19 protein-coding genes are annotated in these 21680 nt (G+C 68.3%); 13 read left to right on the top strand and 6 right to left on the bottom strand.

The window, feature by feature from the left end:
* Positions 1-112: 112 nt before the first annotated feature.
* A complete protein-coding gene (locus P3W75_RS14360; RefSeq protein WP_276228028.1) occupies positions 113-1027 on the bottom strand; it encodes a LysR substrate-binding domain-containing protein in 915 nt (304 codons plus the stop codon).
* 112 nt (positions 1028-1139) lie between these two features.
* Between P3W75_RS14360 and P3W75_RS14355 the strand changes: the two genes are divergently transcribed.
* The 6 genes from P3W75_RS14355 (at position 1140) to P3W75_RS14330 (ending at position 9320) form a co-directional block, all read left to right on the top strand.
* Positions 1140-2225: a tartrate dehydrogenase gene (locus P3W75_RS14355; RefSeq protein ID WP_276228027.1), complete on the top strand. Its 1086-nt coding sequence runs from the start codon at positions 1140-1142 to the stop codon at positions 2223-2225.
* A 255-nt stretch (positions 2226-2480) separates the two neighbouring features.
* Positions 2481-4085, top strand: coding sequence for a BCCT family transporter (locus P3W75_RS14350; RefSeq protein WP_276228026.1), 1605 nt, complete (start codon positions 2481-2483; stop codon positions 4083-4085).
* A 140-nt stretch (positions 4086-4225) separates the two neighbouring features.
* The gene (locus tag P3W75_RS14345) at positions 4226-5347 is read left to right on the top strand and encodes an aromatic ring-hydroxylating oxygenase subunit alpha (RefSeq protein WP_276228025.1); all 1122 of its coding nucleotides are present in this window, start codon (positions 4226-4228) and stop codon (positions 5345-5347) included.
* Between the two features lie 52 nt (positions 5348-5399).
* Positions 5400-6848, top strand: a complete 1449-nt coding sequence (locus tag P3W75_RS14340) for an NAD-dependent succinate-semialdehyde dehydrogenase (protein ID WP_276228024.1) — start codon at positions 5400-5402, stop codon at positions 6846-6848.
* Between the two features lie 62 nt (positions 6849-6910).
* Positions 6911-7873: a PDR/VanB family oxidoreductase gene (locus tag P3W75_RS14335; RefSeq protein ID WP_276228029.1), complete on the top strand. Its 963-nt coding sequence runs from the start codon at positions 6911-6913 to the stop codon at positions 7871-7873.
* A gap of 367 nt (positions 7874-8240) precedes the next feature.
* On the top strand, positions 8241-9320 hold the full coding sequence (locus P3W75_RS14330; RefSeq protein WP_276228023.1) for a PAS domain-containing protein: 1080 nt from the start codon (positions 8241-8243) through the stop codon (positions 9318-9320).
* A 150-nt stretch (positions 9321-9470) separates the two neighbouring features.
* On the opposite strand, the gene P3W75_RS14325 is transcribed toward P3W75_RS14330, so the two are convergent.
* Both P3W75_RS14325 and P3W75_RS14320 read right to left on the bottom strand, forming a co-directional pair.
* Positions 9471-10034 (bottom strand): carboxymuconolactone decarboxylase family protein, encoded by a 564-nt coding sequence (locus tag P3W75_RS14325; RefSeq protein WP_276228022.1) that lies wholly within the window; start codon positions 10032-10034, stop codon positions 9471-9473.
* Between the two features lie 10 nt (positions 10035-10044).
* The gene (locus P3W75_RS14320) at positions 10045-11373 is read right to left on the bottom strand and encodes an aspartate aminotransferase family protein (RefSeq protein WP_276228021.1); all 1329 of its coding nucleotides are present in this window, start codon (positions 11371-11373) and stop codon (positions 10045-10047) included.
* Positions 11374-11741: 368 nt separating this feature from the next.
* Here P3W75_RS14320 and glnH point away from each other — a divergent pair, with 368 nt between their 5' ends.
* Genes glnH through P3W75_RS14295 form a run of 5 tightly spaced genes read left to right on the top strand, consistent with a single transcriptional unit; the run spans position 11742 to position 15845 of the window.
* The gene (gene glnH, locus P3W75_RS14315; protein WP_276228020.1) at positions 11742-12485 is read left to right on the top strand and encodes a glutamine ABC transporter substrate-binding protein GlnH; all 744 of its coding nucleotides are present in this window, start codon (positions 11742-11744) and stop codon (positions 12483-12485) included.
* 17 nt (positions 12486-12502) lie between these two features.
* Positions 12503-13159: a glutamine ABC transporter permease GlnP gene (glnP, locus tag P3W75_RS14310; protein ID WP_276228019.1), complete on the top strand. Its 657-nt coding sequence runs from the start codon at positions 12503-12505 to the stop codon at positions 13157-13159.
* A complete protein-coding gene (gene glnQ, locus P3W75_RS14305) occupies positions 13156-13878 on the top strand; it encodes a glutamine ABC transporter ATP-binding protein GlnQ (RefSeq protein WP_276228018.1) in 723 nt (240 codons plus the stop codon). Before glnP ends, glnQ begins: the two co-directional genes overlap by 4 nt.
* A 9-nt stretch (positions 13879-13887) precedes the next feature.
* Positions 13888-14946 (top strand): C45 family autoproteolytic acyltransferase/hydolase, encoded by a 1059-nt coding sequence (locus tag P3W75_RS14300; RefSeq protein ID WP_276228017.1) that lies wholly within the window; start codon positions 13888-13890, stop codon positions 14944-14946.
* Complete coding sequence (locus P3W75_RS14295; protein WP_276228016.1) at positions 14943-15845, top strand: MurR/RpiR family transcriptional regulator; 903 nt, start codon at positions 14943-14945, stop codon at positions 15843-15845. The genes P3W75_RS14300 and P3W75_RS14295 overlap by 4 nt, the downstream gene beginning before the upstream one ends.
* A 16-nt stretch (positions 15846-15861) precedes the next feature.
* Here P3W75_RS14295 and glpD read toward each other — a convergent pair whose 3' ends face one another.
* The 3 genes from glpD to glpK form a co-directional block, all read right to left on the bottom strand.
* Positions 15862-17400: a glycerol-3-phosphate dehydrogenase gene (glpD, locus tag P3W75_RS14290; protein WP_276228015.1), complete on the bottom strand. Its 1539-nt coding sequence runs from the start codon at positions 17398-17400 to the stop codon at positions 15862-15864.
* A 139-nt stretch (positions 17401-17539) separates the two neighbouring features.
* Positions 17540-18295: a DeoR/GlpR family transcriptional regulator gene (locus P3W75_RS14285; protein WP_276228014.1), complete on the bottom strand. Its 756-nt coding sequence runs from the start codon at positions 18293-18295 to the stop codon at positions 17540-17542.
* Positions 18296-18544: 249 nt separating this feature from the next.
* Positions 18545-20062, bottom strand: a complete 1518-nt coding sequence (gene glpK, locus P3W75_RS14280; protein ID WP_276228013.1) for a glycerol kinase GlpK — start codon at positions 20060-20062, stop codon at positions 18545-18547.
* 144 nt (positions 20063-20206) lie between these two features.
* On the opposite strand from glpK, the gene ybaK reads away from it, so the two are divergent.
* Together ybaK and P3W75_RS14270 are read left to right on the top strand one after the other, a co-directional pair.
* Positions 20207-20677 carry a Cys-tRNA(Pro) deacylase gene (gene ybaK, locus P3W75_RS14275; protein ID WP_276228011.1) on the top strand — a complete coding sequence of 157 codons (471 nt, stop codon included), beginning with the start codon at positions 20207-20209 and terminating at the stop codon, positions 20675-20677.
* Positions 20678-20770: 93 nt separating this feature from the next.
* A complete protein-coding gene (locus P3W75_RS14270) occupies positions 20771-21556 on the top strand; it encodes a PhzF family phenazine biosynthesis protein (protein ID WP_276228010.1) in 786 nt (261 codons plus the stop codon).
* Positions 21557-21680: the final 124 nt, after the last annotated feature.

The following is a 21680-nucleotide window of genomic DNA, read 5'->3' as shown; positions in this document are numbered from 1 at the left end:
GGCCCGTAGGAGCGGGCCATGCCCGCGAATCGCGCCCGATCCTCCGGCATGCGTAGGGCGGATAACCGTTCGCGGTTATCCGCCGATGAGCGCGGCTCGCGATCGCGCCCGCTCAGGCATCCGGCAGCGTATAGCGCTCGGCGAAATACTGGCGGAAGAACTCCACCGCCACCCGCACCTTGGCCGAGCTGGCCAGCGGCGAGGCGTGCACCGCCCAGATGTCGGCCTGTTGCTGGTACTCCGGCAGCACCTGCACCAGGCGCCCGTCGGCCAGGCTGTCGTGCACGTCCCACCAGGAGCGCAGCAGCACGCCGCGCCCATCCAGGCACCACTGGTGCACCACTTCGCCGTGGTTCGACGACAGCGGCCCGGTGACCTTCACGCTTTCCTCGCCGCCCGGGCCTTCCAGGTGCCAGACGCCGAAGGGGTGGTCGCGCTCCTTGATGATCAGGCAGTCGTGGCTGGTCAGCTCGGCCAGGCTGCGCGGGGTGCCGCGCCTGGCCAGGTAGCCGGGCGCGGCGCAGAGCACCCGGCGGTTGCGCGCCAGGGGCTTGGCGATGAGGTTGGCGGCGATTTCGTTGCCCACGCGGATGTCCAGGTCCACGCCCTCGGCCACCAGGTCCACCAGGCGGTCGTGGACGTCCAGGCGGATGTCCAGCTGCGGGTAGCGCGCGGCCAGTTCCGACAGCGCCGGGGCGACGAAGCGCCGGCCCAGGCCCAGGCTGCTGGCGATGCGCAGCTGGCCGCTGGGCTCGCGGTGCAGCGCCGAGACCTCGTCGCCCATGCGCTGCACCGAGTCGAGGATGCGTAGCGCCCAGTGGTACACCCGTTCGCCGTCCTCGCTCACCGACACCCGCCTCGTGGTGCGGTGCAGCAGGCGCACGCCGAGGTTCTGCTCCAGCAGGCGGATGCGCTTGCTGATGAAGGCGGTGGACATGCCCAGCTCGCCGGCGGCGGCGGCGAAGCTCGCGCGCCGGGCGACCTGGACGAAGACGGCGAGGTCTTCCAGGTTCGGCAGATTGTTCACGGTTCGTGTCTTAAGAATCCATGGATGGCGTAATTATGTTTTGAATTGGCGCTTATAGCATGGTCGGCACGCTTTCCCTACTCGCCCCGACAGCAACAAGAGAGTGCCCAGCATGAGCAAGACCTATCGCATCGCCGCCATCGCCGGCGACGGTATCGGCAACGAAGTCCTCCCCGAAGGCCTGCGCGTCGTCCAGGCGGCCGCCGCCAAGCACGGCCTGGCGCTGGAGTTCGAGCACTTCGAGTGGGCCAGCTGCGACTACTACCTGCAGCACGGCAAGATGATGCCCGACGACTGGTTCGAGCAGCTGAAGGGCTTCGACGCCCTGTACTTCGGCGCCGTCGGCTGGCCGGACAAGGTCCCGGACCACATCTCCCTGTGGGGCTCGCTGCTGAAGTTCCGCCGCGAGTTCGACCAGTACGTGAACATCCGCCCGGTGCGCCTGTTCCCCGGCGTGCCGTGCCCGCTGGCGAACAAGCAGCCCGGCGACATCGACTTCGTGGTGATCCGCGAGAACACCGAGGGCGAGTACTCGTCCCTGGGCGGGCGCATGTTCGAAGGCACCGAGAACGAGTTCGTGCTGCAGGAGTCGGTGTTCACCCGGCGCGGCGTCGACCGCATCCTCAAGTACGCCTTCGACCTGGCCCAGACCCGCGAGCGCAAGCGCCTGACCTCGGCCACCAAGTCCAACGGCATGGCCGTGAGCATGCCCTACTGGGACGAGCGCACCGAGGCCATGGCCGCCGGCTATCCGGAAATCACCTGGGACAAGCAGCACATCGATATCCTCTGCGCCCGCTTCGTCCTGCAGCCCGAGCGTTTCGACGTGGTGGTGGCCTCGAACCTGTTCGGCGACATCCTCTCCGACCTCGGCCCGGCCTGCGCCGGCACCATCGGCATCGCGCCCTCGGCCAACCTCAACCCCGAGCGCAAGTTCCCCTCGCTGTTCGAGCCGGTGCACGGCTCGGCACCGGACATCTACGGCAAGAACATCGCCAACCCGATCGCCATGATCTGGTCCGGCGCGCTGATGCTGGACTTCCTCGGCCAGGGTGACGAACGCTACCGCGCCGCCCACGACGACATCCTCGCCGCCATCGAGCAGGTCATCGCCGCGGGCGAGGTGACCCGCGACATGGGTGGCCAGCGCTCCACCCAGCAAGTCGGCGAGGCCATCGCCACCCGCGTCGCCGGTTGAGTTCACCCGGCGGCCCACTGCGCCACGGACGGGACGACGCAGCGGGCCGCCGATCATCCGGAAAGCCGCATGAGACCTGCGCTACGCCCTTGCGGACGAAAGGAGTTACAGGCACACTGTTAACCATTGGATTTTGATTAACCATGGGTTAACAGTAAAGGAGAAACCCAGCCGAATGAGACAACCCTTCCCACCCACAGACGGGCATTGCCGACCCGCGGGCGGGAAGACTTCCATAGTTCCAGGAGTCGATTGATGTCGCACAAGAACAAAAAGATTGATGTGTTCCTGATAACCGTGAGCCTTGTCGCCGTGCTGCTCACCGTGGTCGGCCTGGCCGCATTCCCGGAGCAGTCCGGGCGGATGGCCAACACCCTGTTCGAACTCTCCACCCGCACCTTCGGCACCAGCGTCCAGCTGCTGGTGTTCGCCAGTTCCCTGGTGGTGCTGTACCTGGCCTTCAGCAAGTACGGCAACATCCGCCTGGGCAGCGGCAAGCCGGAATACTCCACCGCCACCTGGGTGTTCATGTTCATCTGCGCCGGCATGGGCTCCTCGACCCTGTACTGGGGCGTGATGGAGTGGGCCTACTACTACCAGACCCCCGGCCTGAACATGGTGCCCGAGTCGGCCCAGGCCCTGGAGTACAGCGTCAGCTACTCGTTCTTCCACTGGGGCATCAGCGCCTGGTCGATCTACGCCCTGGCCTCGCTGGCCATGGCCTACCACTTCCACGTGCGCAAGAAGAGCGGCCTGAACCTGGCCTCCATCGTCGAGGCCGTCACCGGCTTCAAGGCCACCGGCCCGGTCGGCCGCGCGGTGGACCTGATCTTCCTGCTGACCATGATGGGCGCGCTCACCGTGTCCCTGGCGCTCACCGCCTCGACCCTGACCCGCGGCCTGTCCGGCCTGGTCGGCACGCCCGACACCTTCATGGTGCAGCTGATGGTCATCGGCGTGATCGCCGTGCTCTTCTCGCTCAGCTCCTACATCGGCATCGACGGCGGCCTGCAGCACCTGAGCAAGATGGTCTGCTACGGCGCGCTGGTGTTCGCCGCGGTGGTGCTGCTGGTCGGCCCGACCCAGTTCACCATCAACAACACGGCCAACTCCATCGGCCTGATGATCCAGAACTACGTGCACATGAGCCTGTTCACCGACCCCGCCGGGGACGGCGCCTTCACCCGCAACTGGACGGTGTTCTACTGGCTCTGGTGGGTGTCCTACGCGCCCGGCGTGGCCATGTTCGTGACCCGCGTGTCGCGTGGCCGGCAGATCAAGGAAGTGGTGTTCGCCCTGCTCATGGGCGGTAGCTTCGGCTGCTGGTTCTTCTTCGGTGCGCTGGAAAGCTACAGCATGCACCAGTTCATCACCGGCGCCATCGACGTGCCGAAGATCCTCAGCGAGCACGGCGGCGAGAGCGCGGTGGAAGCGCTGCTGGCGGCCCTGCCGGCGGGCAAGCTGTTCCTCGGCGTGTACCTGTTCATCATGGCGGTGTTCTGCGCCTCGCACATGGACGCCGCGGCCTACGCGGTGGCCGCCACCAGCACCCGCAACCTGCAGGAAGGCGACGACCCGACGCCGACCCACCGCCTGTTCTGGTGCGTGACCCTGACCCTGGTGCCGCTGGCCATGCTGTTCGCCAAGGCCTCGCTGTCGACCATGAAGACCGCCGTGGTGCTGACCGCCATCCCGTTCATGGCGATCCTGCTGGTGAAAATCTACGGTTTCCTCACGTGGATGGTGCAGGACTATGGCCAGATGCCGGCGCACCTGATCGAGGAAGAGGCCGCCCGCCTGGCCGGCGAGGAGCCTCACGCCAAGCCGCAGCCGGTGCCCGCCGCGGCGCCCGCGCAGTAACCGATACGGCCCGCCGCCGAAGGGCGGCGGGCACGGCCAGGCAAATTTTTTTGCCCGGTTTGTTAACCAATAGATATACGTTAACCAATAAGTAATAAGGCTGCCGGCCACGGCCGCAGCCAAAGCCCGGAGAACACCCGATGAACGACTTCCAGCGACTGCCGGCCGACTTCTGCGCCAACCACGAAGAGGCCTTCACCATTCCCGCGCACTTCTACACCAGCAAGGCGGTGTACGAGCACGAGAAGGAAAACATCTTCGCCCGCAGCTGGATCTGCGTGGCGCACCGCAGCGAAGTGGCGGAGAACAACGCCTACATCACCCGCGAAGTGATCGGCGAAAGCATCATCGTCGTGCGCGGCCGCGACGGCGTGCTGCGCGCCTTCTACAACGTCTGCCCGCACCGTGGCCACCAGCTGCTGGAAGGCAGCGGCAAGGCCAAGAACGTCATCGCCTGCCCGTACCACGCCTGGACCTTCAAGCTCGACGGCGAGCTGACCCACGTGCGCAACTGCGACGCCGTGCAGGGCTTCGACAAGGGCGAGTTCGGCCTGGTGCCGCTGCGCGTCGAGGAATACGCCGGCTTCATCTTCATCAACATGGACAACGACGCCGGCACCGTCGAAGACCAGCTGCCGGGCCTGCAGGACCGCATGCGCCAGGCCTGCGCGGTGATCGACGACCTGCAACTGGCGGCGCGTTTCGTCACCGAGACCCCGGCCAACTGGAAGTCCATCGTCGACAACTACATGGAGTGCTACCACTGCGGCCCGGCGCACCCGAGCTTCGCCGACTCGGTGGACGTCGGCCAGTACGGCCACACCCTGCACGGCAACTGGTCGCTGCAGTACGGCATCGCCAAGTCCTCGGAGCAGTCGTTCAAGGTCGACGAGTCGGTCACCGATCCGTCCTTCGCCGGCTTCTGGGCCTGGCCGTGCACCATGTTCAACGTGCCGCCGGGCGCCAACTTCATGACCGTGATCTACGAGTTCCCGGTCGACGCCGAAACCACCCTGCAGCACTACGACATCTACTTCCTGAACAAGGACATCACCCCCGAGCAGCAGGTGCTGATCGACTGGTACCGCGACGTCTTCCGCCCGGAAGACCTGCGCCTGGTGGAAAGCGTGCAGAAGGGCCTGAAGTCCCGCGGCTACCGTGGCCAGGGCCGGATCATGGTGGACAAAGAGCGCAGCGGCATCAGCGAGCACGGCATCGCCCACTTCCACAACCTGATCGCCGTCGCCCACCTGGAAGACTGATGGCCACCGCCGCCGGCCCGCGCGGCCGGCGGCGGTCGCTGGAGACCCTTGCGTGAAACTCAACGATTCGAAACTGTTCCGCCAGCAGGCCTACATCGCCGGCGCCTGGTGCGACGCCGACGACGGCCGCACGGTCGCGGTGACCGACCCGGCCAGCGGCGAGCTGCTCGGCCATGTGCCGCTGATGGGCGGCGCCGAGACCGTGCGCGCCATCGAGGCCGCCGACGCGGCCCTGGAAGGCTGGCGCGCGAAGACCGCCAAGGAGCGCGCCCAGGTGCTGCGCCGCTGGTTCGAGCTGCTGCTGGAGAACGAGGACGACCTGGCCCGGCTGATGACCTTCGAACAGGGCAAGCCGCTGCACGAGGCCCTCGGTGAAATCCGCTACGCCGCCTCCTTCGTCGAATGGTTCGCCGAGGAAGGCAAGCGCATCTACGGCGACGTCATCCCCAGCCCGAGCAACGACAAGCGCCTGCTGGTGATCAAGCAGGGCATCGGCGTGTGCGCGGCCATCACCCCGTGGAACTTCCCGGCGGCGATGATCACCCGCAAGGTCGCCCCGGCCCTGGCCGCCGGCTGCAGCGTGGTGCTCAAGCCGGCCAACGAGACGCCGTTCAGCGCCCTGGCGCTGGTCGAGCTGGCCGAGCGCGCCGGGCTGCCGGCGGGGCTGCTGAGCATCGTCACCGGCGACGCCGTGGCCATCGGCGCGCAGCTCACCGGCCACCCGCTGGTGCGCAAGCTGACCTTCACCGGCTCCACCCCGGTGGGCCGCCTGCTGATGGGCCAGTGCGCCGAGACCATCAAGAAAGTCTCCCTGGAACTGGGCGGCAACGCGCCGTTCATCGTCTTCGACGACGCCGACATCGAGGCGGCGGTGGAAGGCGCGCTGATCGCCAAGTACCGCAACGCCGGGCAGACCTGCGTGTGCGTCAACCGCTTCTACGTGCACGACGCGGTGTACGAGCGCTTCGCCGCGCGCTTCGTCGAGCGCGTGCGCGAGCTCAAGGTCGGCCACGGCAGCGCCGAGGGCACCCAGGTCGGCCCGCTGATCAGCGACAAGGCGGTGGCCAAGGTGCGCAGCCTGATCGACGACGCCGTCGGCAAGGGCGCCGAACTGGTGCTCGGTGGCCGCAGCCACGCCCTGGGCGGCGGCTTCTTCGAGCCCACCGTGCTGGCCGGCATCCGTCCGGGTATGGCGCTGCTGGAGGAGGAAATCTTCGGCCCGGTGGCGGCGCTGGTGCGCTTCTCCAGCGACGCCGAGGTGATCGCGCTGGCCAACGCCACCCTCTACGGCCTGGCCGCCTACTTCTACAGCCGCGACATCGGCCGTGTGTTCAAGGTCGCCGAGCGCCTCGAATACGGCATGGTCGGCATCAACACCGGGCTGATCTCCAACGAGGTGGCGCCGTTCGGTGGGGTGAAGCAGTCCGGCCTGGGCCGCGAAGGCTCGAAGTACGGCATCGAGGACTATCTGGAAATCAAGTACCTGTGCCTCGCCGTCTGAGCGGGCAGCAGGTCACGGCGAGCGGCAGGGCCTGCCGCTCGCCCTTGCAGTCGAGGTGAATGATGGCCAACAAATACGAGATGTTCAGCGTCCGCGTCAGCGCGGTGGAACAGGCGACCCCGCTGATCAAGCGCTTCACCCTGGTGCGCGAGGACGGCCAGGCGCTGCCGGCGTTCAGCGGCGGCAGCCACGTGATCGTGCAGGATCCGGCGGGCAGCTTCAGCAACGCCTACTCGCTGATGAGCGACCCGCGCGACCTCAGCCACTACCAGATCGGCGTGCGCCTGGAAGAGCAGTCCAGGGGCGGCTCGGCCTTCATGCACGGGCAGGTTGAGGTCGGCACCCGGCTGACCATCTCCACCCCGAACAACCTGTTCGCCCTGGACCCGAGCGCCGGGCGCCACGTGCTGATCGCCGGCGGCATCGGCATCACCCCGTTCCTCGCCCAGCTGCACGACCTGGAAGCCGGCGCCACGCCCTACGAGCTGCATTACGCCTTCCGCAGCCCGGAACACGGCGCCTTCCAGGCCGACCTGGAAGCCGGCCCGCACGCCGAGCACGTGCGTTTCTACATCGACAGCCTGGAGCGCAAGCTCGACCTGGCGGCGCTGTTCGCCGGCCTGGCGGCCGACGCGCACCTGTACGTGTGCGGCCCGAAGCCGCTGATCGACGCGGTGATCGCCGGCGCGAAGCAGGCCGGCATCGCCGATGCGCGTGTGCACTGGGAACAGTTCGCCGCGGCTCCGGCCGAAGGCGCCGCCTTCACCGTGGTGCTGGCCCGTTCCGGGCGCGAGCTGCGGGTGGAGGAGGGCATGACCATCCTCCAGGCCATCGAGAACGTGAAGGCGGCCAAGGTGGAATGCCTGTGCCGCGAAGGCGTCTGCGGCACCTGCGAGACGGCGATCCTGGAAGGCGAGGCGGAGCACTTCGACCAGTACCTGAGCGACGCCGAGAAAGCCTCGCAGCAGAGCCTGATGCTCTGCGTGTCGCGCTCGCGCACAGCGCGCCTGGTGATCGACCTCTGAAGCCCGGCTCGCTCCCTGTAGGAGCGAGCTTGCTCGCGAACGGTGCTCGCCGGTAGGTCAGGTTTTGAGGTTGATACCGTTCCCTCTCCCCAGCCTCGGCTGCGCGCCCCGCCCTGAAGTGAGAGGGGGCTAGTCCGCGCCGAGAGGGGCATAGTTTCAGTCGGAGGGCACTGTGTTGCCGGCTGACTCAGGAAGATCATCCAACGCCGAACGGTCCCCTCTCCCTTCAGGGAGAGGGCTAGGGAGAGGGTAGCGGAGTCTGAACCCCACTCCACGACCTCCCTTCGCGCCCAGGTCCAACCTTGTCATCCACCAGTTTACACCCGTGTATACTGCGGTCCCCGGCACCCCTCGCACAGGACCGCGCATGACGGAAACCACCTTCGCCTTCCGCCTCAAGGAATTGCTCGAACTCAACAAGCTGACCTTGCAGGCCGTGGCCACCGCGCTGGGCATCTCGCGCACGGCGGTGCACAAGTGGACCCGTGGCGGCGAGATCGATTACGACAACCTGCGCAAGCTGGCCGCCTTCCTCAAGGTCAACTGGATCTGGCTGCGCTACGGCGAGGAAGCCGTGCGCGACCTGCAGGCCCACGAGCCGATCGAGTTGCCGATGACCGACGTGCGCCGGCGCTACACCGCCGAGATCATGGAGAGCGAGGCGCGCATGAAGCTGGCCCAGGAAGGCGCGCGCATCGTCACCTGGGAGTGGAACCTGATCAGCGACGAAGTCACCTATTCGCCCAACGTCGAAGCGGTCTACGGCTGGCCGGTGAGCCGCAACCAGGACTTCTGGCCGCACCTGCCGGCCGAGGACGTCGCCGCCATGCGCGCGATGTACGACCAGGCCATCGCCGACGGCAGCGGCTGCGAGTGCGACTTCCGCATCTTCCGCCCGGACGGCGAGATGCGCTGGATCGCCTCGCGCGCCAGTGTGGTCAAGGACAGCGCCGGGCGTTCGGTGAAGATGGTCGGCATCAGCATGGACAACACCGCGCGGATGGCCGCCGAGGAGGAGCTGCGCGACAGCGAGGAACGCTTCCGGGCGATCTTCGAACTGACCTGGGGCGCGCTGGCCTACATCGGCCTGGACGGCACCTGGCAGCGGGTCAACGGCAGCCTCTGCGAACTGCTCGGCTACAGCGCCGAGGAGCTCTACGGCATGACCTTCCAGCAGCTCACCCACCCCGAGGACCTGGAGCGCAACCTGCAATTACTACGCAGCATGCTGGCCGGCGAGATCGAGCGCTACGTGGTAGAGAAGCGCTGCCGGCGCAAGGACGGCAAGTATGTCTGGCTGCGCGCCCGCACCTCGCTGCAGCGGCGTCGCCAGGACGGCCTGCCGGAGCACCTGATCAGCGTGTTCGAAGACATCGGCCCGGCCCGCGCCGAGCGCGAACGCCTGCAGGCGCGGGTCGCCGAACTGGAAGCGCAGCTGGGTGTGTAGCAGCCGACTGCGCGAAGACGCTCTGCGTAGGATGGGGCAGGGCGTATAACCGTTCGCTGTCGTCCCGAACGCAATGACGGCGCGTTCGAGGCGCGGCGTTTCCCTGCAGGCGCGGACTCATCCGCGATTGCGCCGACCAGGGGCCGGCGCTCAAGGCTCGGCGAAGGGCAGCGGCGCTTCCGTCTCGCGGCGCACGGCGAAGGCGTTGAGGGTCATGGCTACCAGCGCGTAGTAGCCGTAGATTCCCACCAGCTCCACCATCCCGGCCTCGCCGAACGCCCGCACGCCATCGTCGTACAGCGCCTGGTCGATGCGCCGGCTGGCGTAGAGGCTGCGTCCGAGGTGGTAGACCAGGCGCTCGTCGTCGCGCTCGAAGTCCGGCTTGGCGCCGCGCCGCAGCGCCTCGATCACCGTCTCGGCCAGGCCGGCCTGGCGCGCGATGGGCTCGTGGATCTGCCATTCCGCCTGGGACTGCCACCAGGCCGCGGTGACCAGGATCGCCAGTTCGCTCAGGCGCAGTTCCAGGCGGGTGCCGTAGCGGCAGAAGGCCCCCAGCTTCTGTGCGCTGTCGGCCAGTTGCGGGCTGTGTACCCAGGCCAGGAAGGGGCCGTCGAGGTTGCCGCGCGGGCCGCTGAGGATGTCCTGCAGCACGCGGCGCTGCTCGGTGTCCATGCGTTCGTCGGTGAGCGGGGTGAGGCGCGATTCGATTTTCATGACGTTGCTCTCAGAGGCTGCCGATGGCGCCGTCGATGGCGCGCTGCAGCTTTTCCACCAGCTCGTCCAGCTGCGCTTCCTCGAGGATGAACGGCGGCGCCAGGAGGATGTGGTCGCCACGGCGACCATCCAGGGTACCCCCCATGGGATAGCACAGCAGGCCTTCCTGCATGGCGGCTTTCTTGATCCGTGCGTGCAGGCGGGCCTCGGTGGGGAAGGGCGTCTTGCCGTCGCGCTCGGCCACCAGCTCCAGGCCCTGGAACAGGCCGCGCCCACGGATGTCGCCGATATGCGGGTGCGCCCCCAGGGCCTGCTGCAGGCGTTGCCGCAAGCCCAGGCCGAGGCTGCGCACGCGCGGCAGCAGGTCGCGTTCCTCGATGGCCGTCTGTACCGCCAGCGACGCGGCGCAGGCGGTGGCGTGGCCGATGTAGGTATGGCCGTGCTGGAAGAACCCGGAGCCCTGGGCGATGGCGTCGTGGATGCGTTCGCTCACCAGGGTCGCGCCGATGGGCTGGTAACCGGCGCCCAGGCCCTTGGCGATGGTGATGAGGTCGGCGCCGATGCCTTCCTGCTCGGCGGCGAACAGGCTGCCGGTGCGGCCCATGCCGCACATCACCTCGTCGAGGATCAGCAGCACGCCATGGCGGTCGCAGATTTCCCGCACGCGCTTGAAGTAGCCGGGCACCGCCGTCACCGCGCCGAGGGTCGCGCCCACCACCGGCTCGGCGACGAAGGCCATGACCCGCTCGGCGCCCAGCCGCAGGATTTCCTCTTCCAGTTCGCGCGCCAGGCGCTCGCCATAGGCCTCCGCGGTCTCGCCGGCGGCCTGGTCGCGGTAGGCGTAGCAGGGGCTGACGTGGCTGACGTCGATCAGCAGCGGCTGGAACTGCTGGCGCCGCCAGGCGTTGCCGCCGGTGGCCAGGGCGCCGAGGGTGTTGCCGTGGTAGCTCTGGCGCCGCGCGATCAGGTGCGTGCGCTGCGGCTGGCCGATCTCCACGAAGTACTGGCGGGCCAGCTTGAGCGCCGCCTCCACCGCTTCGGAGCCGCCGGATACGAAGTACACCGAACGCATGCCGGCGGGCGCGCGGGCGATCAGGAAGTCGGCCAGCGCCTCCATGGGTTCGCTGGTGAAGAAGGAGCTGTGCGCGTAGGCCAGGGTGCCGACCTGCCGGCGCACCGCCTCGATCACCGCCGGGTCGCTATGGCCCAGGCAGGACACCGCCGCGCCACCGCTGGCGTCCAGGTAACGGCGGCCCTGGCTGTCGATCAGGTAGGCGCCGTCGCCGCGAACGGCGGTGGGGTAGGACTGGGTGAGGCTGCGGTGCAGGACATGGCTCATGATGACCTCCGGGGTTTGCGCAAATATTAAATGCATTTTTTGGTTGCGCAATCTTTTATTGCGAGGTCTTTGCACTGCCTGGGGTGCCTTGTTGCTCGGCCGGATGCCTGGCGCCTGGCTGTTTGGCTGAAACTACGGGCTTCAGATGGTTCGCGGGGGGCTGTTCGGTGCTAGCGAAAAATACTTGCAATTTGAATTTGTGCATGTTTATTTTGCACAAAAGCACTCCAGTGCATGCAGCCCTTCCGTGGGTTAGCCGCTCAGAACAATAAAGTCCGGGTCTTCGGGCCCGTTGCGATCGAACTGCCGCTAATGCGCGCTGGGCCCCGGCCCGGCGCATCCCGCTGACCCGCAAGAGGAAGTCCTGCATGAAAAAGCTGCTTCAAGCCTCGTTCGCCGCGCTGTCCCTGTTCGCCGCCGCCAGTTCCATGGCCGCCGACAAGGAGCTTCTGGTGGCCACCGACACCGCCTTCGTTCCCTTCGAGTTCAAGCAGGGCGACCAGTACGTCGGCTTCGACATCGACCTGTGGGCGGCCATCGCCAAGGAGCTGGGCGTCACCTACCAGCTCAAGCCGATGGACTTCAACGGCATCATCCCGGCGCTGCAGACGCGCAACGTCGACCTGGCCCTGGCCGGCATCACCATCAAGGAAGAGCGCAAGCAGGCCATCGATTTCTCCGACGGCTACTACGACAGCGGCTTCCTGCTGATGGTCAAGGCCGACAACGACAGCATCAAGGGCCCGGCCGACGTCGCCGGCAAGAGCCTGGCGGTGAAGAGCGGCACCTCGGCGGCGGACTACGCCAAGGCCAACCTCAAGGCCAGCGACCTGCGCCAGTTCCCCAACGTCGACAACGCCTACCTGGAGCTGCGCACCGGCCGCGTCGACGCCGCGATGCACGACACCCCGAACGTCCTCTACTACATCAAGACCGCCGGCGACGGCCAGGTGAAGGCGGTGGGCGAGCAGATGATGGCCCAGCAGTACGGCATCGGCTTCCCCAAGGGCAGCGAGCTGCGCGAGCCGGTCAACGCGGCGCTGAAGAAACTGCGCGCTGACGGCACCTACGCGCAGATCTACCGCAAGTGGTTCGGCGCCGACCCGAAGTGACGCGGAGGTAGACCGTCATGCAATTCCAATGGTCCGCCATCTGGGACGCGTTACCGGTGCTGCTCGAAGGCGCCCGCCTGACCCTGTGGATCTCCGTCCTCGGCCTGCTCGGCGGCGCCGTCATCGGCCTGCTGGCCGGTGTCGGCCGCGCCTACGGCGGTTTCTTCTCGAGCCGCCTGGCGCTGGTCTTCGTCGAGCTGATCCGCGGCACGCCGATCATGGTCCAGGTGATGTTCATCTACTTCGCCCTGCCGCTGATGATTCCGGTGCGCATCGACCCGTTCAGCGCGGCGGTGGTCACCATCATGATCAACTCCGGCGCCTACATCGCCGAGATCACCCGTGGCGCGCTGCTCTCGGTGAACCGCGGGTTCCGCGAGGCCGGCCTGGCCCTGGGCCTGTCCGGGCGCGACACGCTGCGCTACGTGATCGCCCCGCTGGCCTTCCGGCGGATGATCCCGGCGCTGGGCAACCAGTGGATCGTCAGCATCAAGGACACCTCGCTGTTCATCGTCATCGGCGTCGCCGAGCTGACCCGCCAGGGCCAGGAGGTCATCGCCGGCAACTTCCGGGCGATGGAAATCTGGTCGGCGGTGGCGGTGATCTACCTGGTCATCACCCTGGTACTGAGTTACGTGCTGCGGCGCATGGAGTCGAGGCTGAAAATCCTATGATCGAGTTCAAGCGGGTATCCAAGCGCTTCGGCGACACCGAGGTGCTCCACGACATCAACCTGAAGATCGGCGACGGCGAAGTGGTGGTGATCATCGGGCCTTCCGGTTCCGGCAAGTCCACGCTGCTGCGCTGCATCAACAAACTGGAAGTGATCACCGGCGGCGAACTGTTCGTCGACGGCATGGAGGTCAACGACCCGAAGGTGGACGAACGCCTGATCCGCCAGGAGGCGGGCATGGTGTTCCAGCAGTTCCACCTGTTTCCGCAGATGACCGCGCTGGAGAACGTGGCCTTCGGCCCGATCCGCGTGCGCGGGGCGAAGAAGCCCGAGGCCGAGGCGCTGGCCCGCGAACTGCTGGCCAAGGTCGGCCTGTCCGAGCGAGCCGGGCACTTCCCCTCGGAGCTGTCCGGCGGCCAGCAGCAGCGGGTGGCCATCGCCCGCGCGCTGGCGGTGAAGCCCAGGCTGATGCTGTTCGACGAACCGACCTCGGCGCTGGACCCGGAGTTGCGCCACGAGGTGCTGCAGGTGATGAAGGACCTGGCGGAAGAGGGCATGACCATGGTCATCGTCACCCACGAGATCGATTTCGCGCGCAAGGTCGCCTCGCGGCTGATCTTCATCGACAAGGGCAGCATCGCCGAGGACGGCGACCCCGCTAGCCTGATCGGCAATCCCAGCAGCCCGCGTCTGCGCGAGTTCCTGCAACATGTCGCCTGAGGTCGCCGCATGAGCCTGACACCCTTGAACCTTTCCGGCAGCGCCTACGACATCGGCCTGGGGCTGGGGCGCTTCGGCCGCGACGCGGTGCGCGAGCGCCTGCGCCCGTCGCCGCTGTGGCGACGCCTCGCGGCCCTGGCCGGCTCGCCTGTGGCGCTGCGCATGCAGGCGCAGGTCCAGGCGCAATTCCCGCGGGTCCGGGACGAGCTGCGCGGCCTGGCCGACGGCCTGGAGCTGCCGTTCGACGAGGTGTTCCTGTGGAACTGCCGTGGCGATTTCGTCCAGGACGCCAGCGTCGACGGCTGCACGACCGTGTTCGGGCCCGCCGAAGGCGGCTGGCTGATCGCCCACAACGAGGATGGCCTGCCACCGCTCGATGGCCACTGCGGCCTGCTCCATGCGCGACCCGAGCAGGGCCTGGGGTTCACCAGCTTCGTCTACCCGGGCTCGATTCCGGGGCACACCTTCGCGGTCAACGAGCGCGGGCTGGTGAGCACGGTCAACAACATCCGCCCGAACGCTATTCCGCCGGGGCTGCCGCGCCAGGTGCTGGCCCGCGCGGTGCTGGACGCCGCGAGCCTGGCGCAGGCCGTGGCGGTGCTGGCCACGGCGGGCCGCGCGGGGGCCTTCCACCACACCCTGGGCCAGGCCGGCGCCAAGCAGTTGCTCAGCGTCGAGGCCTGTTCCGCCGGCGTGGCGGTGCGCGAAATCCAGCGCCCGGCCGGGCATTCCAACCATCTGCTGGACGCCGCGCTGGATGCCGCCGGGCAGCGTATCACCGGCAGCTCGGGCAGCCGCCAGCGGCGGGTGGACGCCTTGCTGGCCGGTGCGCCCGCGCGGCTCGATGGCGACGGGGCGCTGGCCATCCTGCGCGATACGGCGGACGCCGAGTTGCCGGTGTACCGGCGCGCGGCGGACGACCCGGACGACGAGAACACCCTGGCCACGGCCGTGTTCCGCGTCGGGGCGAACTCGGTAGAATGGAGCGTCCACTGCCAGCCCGACCCCCGCGAGGTCGAGGCGCGCGGCAGTGTCCATCCCATCCCCGCACCTGGACCCGCCCGATGAGCCAAGCGCCCGCCGTACTGCCCGACAACCTGGGAGCCCTCAAGCAGCTGCTGGAGGACATCGAGCGCGGCGAGGCGGGAATCTCACTGGGCGGCAGCTCGCGCCGCGTGCTGACGGCGCTGCTCGAAGCGCCGCAACGCACCGCGGTGTCGTCGATCAGCGAACTGGCCGAGCAGCTCGGGGTCAACGCCTCGACCCTGTCGCGCCTGGCGCAGCGCCTGGGCTACGGCGGCTTCAGCAAGTTCCAGGACGTGTTCCGCCGCGAGCTGACCGAAGGCAAGAGCTTCTACAGCGACCAGGCCTCGCGCCTGCTGCTGACCCCGGCCGACAGCACGCTGTCGCGCCTCACCCGCCTGGGACGGCAGGAAAGCACCAACATCGCGAGCATGATCGAGCAGGTCGAGCCGGAGGTCTTCGCCCGGGTGGTGGAGCGCCTGGCCACGGCGCGCCGCGTGCGCATCCACGGCATGCGCCAGTTCACCTCGCTGGCGCTGTTCATGTCCTACGGCCTGGGCATGCTGCGCCCCGACGTCGCGGCGCTGGACGCCAACCGCCAGGGCGTGGCGGATGCGCTGGCGCAGCTGGACGCCGGCGATGTGCTGGTGGTCGCCAGCTGCTTCCCGTACACGCCCAGCGTGCTGGCCACGGCGGAAGTGGCGGCGCGCCATGGCATCGAGGTGGTGGCCCTGACCGACTCGTCCAGTTCGCCCCTGGCGCGGGTGGCGGCGCACAGCTTCTACGTTCCCAACCACAGTCTGTTCTTCAGCAACAGCATGTGCGCCTTCATGCTCCTGGCCCAGGGCCTGCTGAGCGAGGTGGCGGGGCGCCTGGGCGAGACCGCGCTGGCCTCGCTCAAGCACCGCGAAGAACTGATCAGTGAGTTGAACGCCTCGCTCTGAGCCGGCGCTTCGCGCCTCAGGCCACCTGGACGCTGCTCTTGCGCGGGTGCTCGCGCTCCAGGTAGGCGGCCAGGCGCAGTTTCTGCTCGGCGTTGAGGAACAACCCCAGCTTGCTGCGGCGCCAGAGGATGTCCTCGGCTTCCTCGGCCCATTCCTCGCGGCACAGGTAGTCCACTTCGCGGGCGTAGAGCCCGGCGCCCAGGTGTTCGCCCAGGTCGGCCTCGCCGTTCACCCCGTCCAGCAGGCGCCAGCTGCGCGTGCCGTAGCTGGTGGACCAGCGCCGGGCCAGGCCCGCCGGCAGCCAGGGGTGCGTGGCGAGCAGTTCGACGGCCAGGTCCTCGGGGCTGCCCATGCGCTCGCCGCCGGGTAGCGGGGCGCTGGCGGTCCAGGCCGGGCGCAGGCGCGGGAAGGTCGGCGCGAGCTGCGCCAGGGCCGCCTCGGCCAGCTTGCGGTAAGTGGTCAGCTTGCCGCCGAACACCGACAGCAACGGCGCCTCGCCCGGCGCGCCCTGCAACGCCAGGGTGTAGTCGCGGGTCACGGCCGACGGCTCGTCGGATTCGTCATCGCACAGCGGGCGCACTCCGGAGAAGCTCCAGAGGATGTCTTCGCGGCGTAGCGGGTGCTTGAAGTGCTGGTTGACCACGTTCAGCAGGTAGTCGGTTTCCTCGTCGCTGATGCGCACCCTGGCCGGGTCGCCGAGGTATTCGCGGTCGGTGGTGCCGATCAGGCTGAAGCGCTCCAGGTAGGGGATCACGAAGACGATGCGGCGATCCTCGTTCTGCAGGATGTAGGCCTGCTCGCCTTCGTACAGGCGCGGCACCACCAGGTGGCTGCCCTGGATCAGGCGGATGCCGTAAGGCGGCGCCTGGCGCAGGTCGTCGCGGCAGAACTGCGCCACCCAGGGCCCGGCGGCGTTGACCAGGGCGCGGGCGCGGATCGAGTAGAGGCTGCCGTCGGCGCGCTCCAGGTGCAGGTGCCACAAGCCCTTGCTGCGCCGTGCGCTGACACAGTGGGTGCGCGGGTGCACGTGGGCGCCGTGTTCGCGCGCGGCCAGGGCGTTGAGCACCACCAGGCGGGCGTCGTCCACCGCGCAGTCGGAATACTCGAAACCGCGGCGGATGCCCTCGCGCAGCGGGCTGTCGGCGCCGAAGCGCAGGCCGCGCGAGGCCGGCAGCTTCTCGCGCTTGCCGAGGTGGTCGTAGAGGAACAGCCCGGCACGGATCATCCACGCCGGGCGCAGGTGCGGCCGGTGCGGCAGCACGAAGCGCAGCGGGTGGACGATGTGCGGGGCCTTGGCCAGCAGCACCTCGCGCTCGGCGAGGGCTTCGCGCACCAGGCGGAATTCACGGTGTTCCAGGTAGCGCAGGCCGCCGTGCACCAGCTTGCTGCTGGCCGAGGAGGTGTGGCTGGCGAGGTCGTGCTGTTCGCAAAGGAACACCAGCAGGCCGCGCCCGGCGGCGTCCGCCGCGATCCCTGCGCCATTGATGCCACCGCCGACGACCGCCAGGTCGTAGACCTCAGCCAGGGGAGCGGAGCGCTTGTGGGCATGGCTCATGGGGCCTCCTCGTGACTGGAAGTGAACATCAATATGTTCGAATTCGAAAATATAATAGGCGAGTGAATGCAATATGAACAGCCGAAAGGCCGTCATTCAGACGGCTGACGGAGGTTTTTCGTTTTCGAAAGGGGATGCTTCAGACGAGTTCCAGCTGCACCTTGTGCTGCGCCAGCAGGCGCGCCACGCCGGGCGGCGGCGCGGCGTCGCTGAACAGGCGGTCGACCAGGCCGATGGGGCCCAGGCGTACCAGGGCGTTGCGCCCGAACTTGCTGGAGTCGGCGGCGAGGAACACCTGCCGGGCGTTGTCGATGATGGCGCGGGAGACGCGCACTTCCTGGTAGTCGAAGTCGAGCAGGCTGCCGTCGTCGTCGATGCCGCTGATGCCGACCAGGGCGAAGTCGGCGCGGAACTGCTGGATGAAGTCCACCGCCGCCTGGCCGACCACGCCGCCGTCGCTGCGCACGGTGCCGCCGGCCACCAGCACCTCGAAATCGGCCTTGGCGCTGAGGATGGCGGCGACGTGCAGGTTGTTGGTGATGATCTTCAGGTTGCGGTGGCCGAGCAGGGCGCGGGCGATGGCCTCGGTGGTGGTGCCGATGTTGATGAACAGCGAGGCGTTGTCGGGAATCTGCGCGGCCACCGCGTCGGCGATGCGCTGCTTCTCGTCGCGCATCTGGTCGGCGCGGGTGTTGTAGGCGGTGTTCTCGACGCTCGAATCCCAGGCTGCGCCGCCGTGGTAGCGGCGCAGCAGGTTGCGTTCGGCGAGCTGGTTGATGTCGCGGCGGATGGTCTGCGGGGTGACGGCGAACTGCTGGGCCAGTTCCTCGATGCTCAGGTAGCTGCGTTCGCGGACCAGGTCGAGGATGCTTTGCTGTCGGGGTGGCAGGTTCATCGGCGCTCTCGTGCGACGGGCGAAGGTGCAAGGATGCCGCAGGCGCGCTTCGCTGTCATTGCCCGGACGGGGTCCGCTCCGACGGCTTCAGGTCCGTAGGGCGTATAACCGTTCGCGGTTATACGCCGATGCACCTTCCTTGCCGCCCATGGCGTGGTCGAGCGTGGCGCGGTTTTGACAGGGATCGGATGCGGCCGAAGCCAAGCGGCGGATAACGCTTCGCGTTATTCGCCCTACGACCGGGCTTGCTCAGTCTTCCGCCGCCCAGCCGCGCGTGCGTTCCACGGCCTTCTTCCAGCCGGCGTAGAGGCGCTCGCGCTCGGCCGCGTCGCAGGCCGGCTGGAACACCCGTTCGATCACCGCCTTGCCCTGGACTTCCTCCAGGCCCTTCCAGAAACCGCTGGCCAGGCCGGCCAGCAGGGCCGCGCCGAGGGCGGTGGTTTCGCGCATCTGCGGGCGCTCCACCGGGGTGCCGAGGATGTCCGCCTGGAACTGCATGAGGAAGTTGTTGGCCACCGCGCCGCCGTCCACGCGCAGGGCGCGCAAGGGTTCGCCGGCGTCCTGCTGCATGGCGTCGAGCACGTCGCGGGTCTGGTAGGCGATGGATTCCAGGGTGGCGCGGATCAGGTGGTCGGCCTTCACCCCGCGGGTCAGGCCGAACAGCGCGCCGCGCGCGTAGGGGTCCCAGTAGGGCGCGCCGAGGCCGGTGAAGGCCGGCACCAGGTACACGCCGTTGCTGTCCTTGACCTTGTTGGCGAAGTATTCCGAGTCCTTGGCGTCGTTGATCACCTTGAGCTCGTCGCGCAGCCACTGCACCGTCGAGCCGCCGTTGAACACCGCGCCTTCCAGCGCGTACTGCGGCTCGCCGCGCGGGCCGCAGGCGATGGTGGTGAGCAGGCCGTGGGTGGACTTCACCGCCTTGGCGCCGGTGTGCATCAACAGGAAGCAGCCGGTGCCGTAGGTGTTCTTCGCCTGCCCGGCGGCCACGCAGAGCTGGCCGAACAGCGCCGCCTGCTGGTCGCCGGCGATCCCGGCGATGGGGGTGCGGTGCACGCCCAGGCCGCCGACCCGCGCCTGGCCGAACACCCCGGAGGAAGCGCGCACCTGCGGCAGCATGGCGCGGGGGATGTCCAGGGCGGCGAGCAGCGTGTCGTCCCAGTCGCGCTTGTGGATGTCGAACAGCAGGGTGCGCGAGGCGTTGGTGAAGTCGGTGGCGTGCACCTCGCCCTCGGTGAGTTTCCACACCAGCCAGCTGTCCACGGTGCCGAACAGCAGCTCGCCGCGCCGGGCGCGCTCGCGGGCGCCGTCGACGTGGTCGAGGATCCATTTCAGCTTGGTGCCGGAGAAGTACGGGTCCAGCACCAGGCCGGTGGTGTCGCGGATGTAAGGCTCCAGGCCTTCGGCGCGCAGCTGCTCGCAGATGCCCGCGCTACGCCGGCACTGCCAGACGATGGCGTTGTGGATCGGCCGGCCCGTGGCCTTGTCCCACACCACCGTGGTTTCGCGCTGGTTGGTGATGCCGATCGCCGCCACCTCGCCGAAGCCGATGCTGGCCTGGGCCAGCGCCTCGACCAGGGTCGAGCTCTGGGTGGCCCAGATTTCCATGGGGTCGTGCTCGACCCAGCCGGCCTGCGGGTAGATCTGCGCGAATTCGCGCTGCGCCACGCTGACCACGTTGGCGTCGTGGTCGAAGATGATGGCGCGGGAACTGGTGGTGCCCTGGTCGAGGGCGACCAGGTATTTCTTGTCGTTCGGGCGGTCGGTCATGGCGGGGCCTTGTGCTGGCGGCAGACTGCGACCTTAGGCCATTCCGCGCGCCGGGTGAAGGGCCGGGCGCGCACGCGTCGGTGGCGGATTCGGCCGCCGCCGCTTGCTATGCTTGGGCCTTTCACCGACCCACGACGGACCGCCATGACCCCCGCCATAGACCTGCTGAAGAAAGCCCGCGCCGAGCACCGCGTGCTGAGCTACGAACACGATCCGAAGGCGCCGTCCTATGGCCTGGAGGCCGCCGAGAAGCTCGGCCTGGAGCCGGCGCGGGTGTTCAAGACGCTGCTCGCCGCCACCGAGAAGGGCGAGCTGCTGGTGGCCGTGGTGCCGGTGGCCGGCAGCCTCGACCTCAAGGCCCTGGCCCACGCCGCCGGGGCGAAGAAGGCCGACATGGCCGACCCCAACGCGGCGCAGCGCGCCACCGGCTACCTGGTCGGCGGCATCAGCCCGCTGGGGCAGAAGAAGCGCCTGCGCACCTTCATCGACGAATCGGCCCGGCAGTACCCGAGCATCCACGTCAGCGCCGGGCGCCGCGGGCTGGAGGTGGAACTGAGCGCCGAAACCCTGGCCGAGCTGACCTCGGCCAGTTTCGCCGCCATCGGCCGCGACTGACCGCGCGACTGTGCCGGCGCGAAACTCGCGCACTGTATGGCAGCGCCGTCCGCCGGGGGCGGCATGCTGCAGCGTCACCCACAGGAGAACCCCATGCAGCTCGAATTCCACCAGGTCGATGCCTTCGCCGACCGTCCCTTCGCCGGCAACCCGGCCATGGTCTACCGCCTGGACGCCTGGCTGGCCGACGAGCTGATGCAGACCATCGCCGCCGAACACAACCTCTCGGAAACCGCCTTCCTGGTCCGCGAAACGGATGGCTGGCGCATCCGCTGGTTCACCCCCACGGCCGAGGTGCCGCTGTGCGGCCACGCCACCCTGGCCAGCGCCCATGTGCTGTTCGAGGTGTTCGGCGAGCCGGGCGAGGTGCTCGAACTGAACTCGTTGTCCGGCCCGCTGCGGGTGTTCCGCGAGAACCAGCGGCTGGCCCTGGACTTCCCGGCCCAGCCGCCGCGCGAGGTCGGCGCCACCGTGGAACTGGAACAGGCCCTGGGCCTGCCGGTGGTGGACGCGCTGAACACCACCGCGCACCTGCTGGTGCTGCTGGAGTCGGAGGAGGCGGTGCGCACCTGCCAGCCGGACTTCGCCGCCCTGGCGAAACTGCCGTACCTGGGGGTGATCGTCACCGCGCGCGGCGATCACGACTACGACTTCGTCTCGCGCTTCTTCGCCCCGGCGATCGGCATCAACGAGGACCCGGTGACCGGCGCCGCCCACTGCAGCCTGATCCCCTACTGGTCGCAGCGCCTGGCCAAGCTGCAACTGCGTGCCTTCCAGTGCTCGGCCCGTGGCGGCGAGCTGTGGTGCCGCCTGGAAGGTGAGCGGGTGAAGATCGCCGGGCAGGCGCGCCTTGTCGCCAGCGGGCGGCTGGTGATCTGACTTCCGCTGTTCCAGTTGTCTCTGGGCATCCGCTCGCGGACGGAACAGGGCGGGGGCAACCCCGCAAGGCGCTGGGCTCCCGCGTTCGCGGGAGTGACGGGGTATGGGGTTGGCCCTATTCCCG

This window comes from Pseudomonas citronellolis (assembly GCF_029335315.1).
Lineage (GTDB): Bacteria > Pseudomonadota > Gammaproteobacteria > Pseudomonadales > Pseudomonadaceae > Pseudomonas > Pseudomonas citronellolis_A.
This window is presented reverse-complemented; position numbering and strand designations above follow the sequence as displayed.

Bases quoted from the DNA above. Each gene is read 5' to 3' on its own strand.
- P3W75_RS14355 (WP_276228027.1), top strand. From the start codon at position 1,140: ATGAGCAAGACCTATCGCATCGCCGCCATCGCCGGCGACGGTATCGGC.
- P3W75_RS14350 (WP_276228026.1), top strand. From the start codon at position 2,481: ATGTCGCACAAGAACAAAAAGATTGATGTGTTCCTGATAACCGTGAGC.
- P3W75_RS14345 (WP_276228025.1), top strand. From the start codon at position 4,226: ATGAACGACTTCCAGCGACTGCCGGCCGACTTCTGCGCCAACCACGAA.
- P3W75_RS14335 (WP_276228029.1), top strand. From the start codon at position 6,911: ATGGCCAACAAATACGAGATGTTCAGCGTCCGCGTCAGCGCGGTGGAA.
- P3W75_RS14330 (WP_276228023.1), top strand. From the start codon at position 8,241: ATGACGGAAACCACCTTCGCCTTCCGCCTCAAGGAATTGCTCGAACTC.
- P3W75_RS14325 (WP_276228022.1), bottom strand. From the start codon at position 10,034: ATGAAAATCGAATCGCGCCTCACCCCGCTCACCGACGAACGCATGGAC.
- P3W75_RS14320 (WP_276228021.1), bottom strand. From the start codon at position 11,373: ATGAGCCATGTCCTGCACCGCAGCCTCACCCAGTCCTACCCCACCGCC.
- glnH (WP_276228020.1), top strand. From the start codon at position 11,742: ATGAAAAAGCTGCTTCAAGCCTCGTTCGCCGCGCTGTCCCTGTTCGCC.
- glnP (WP_276228019.1), top strand. From the start codon at position 12,503: ATGCAATTCCAATGGTCCGCCATCTGGGACGCGTTACCGGTGCTGCTC.
- glnQ (WP_276228018.1), top strand. From the start codon at position 13,156: ATGATCGAGTTCAAGCGGGTATCCAAGCGCTTCGGCGACACCGAGGTG.
- P3W75_RS14300 (WP_276228017.1), top strand. From the start codon at position 13,888: ATGAGCCTGACACCCTTGAACCTTTCCGGCAGCGCCTACGACATCGGC.
- P3W75_RS14295 (WP_276228016.1), top strand. From the start codon at position 14,943: ATGAGCCAAGCGCCCGCCGTACTGCCCGACAACCTGGGAGCCCTCAAG.
- glpD (WP_276228015.1), bottom strand. From the start codon at position 17,400: ATGAGCCATGCCCACAAGCGCTCCGCTCCCCTGGCTGAGGTCTACGAC.
- P3W75_RS14285 (WP_276228014.1), bottom strand. From the start codon at position 18,295: ATGAACCTGCCACCCCGACAGCAAAGCATCCTCGACCTGGTCCGCGAA.
- glpK (WP_276228013.1), bottom strand. From the start codon at position 20,062: ATGACCGACCGCCCGAACGACAAGAAATACCTGGTCGCCCTCGACCAG.
- ybaK (WP_276228011.1), top strand. From the start codon at position 20,207: ATGACCCCCGCCATAGACCTGCTGAAGAAAGCCCGCGCCGAGCACCGC.
- P3W75_RS14270 (WP_276228010.1), top strand. From the start codon at position 20,771: ATGCAGCTCGAATTCCACCAGGTCGATGCCTTCGCCGACCGTCCCTTC.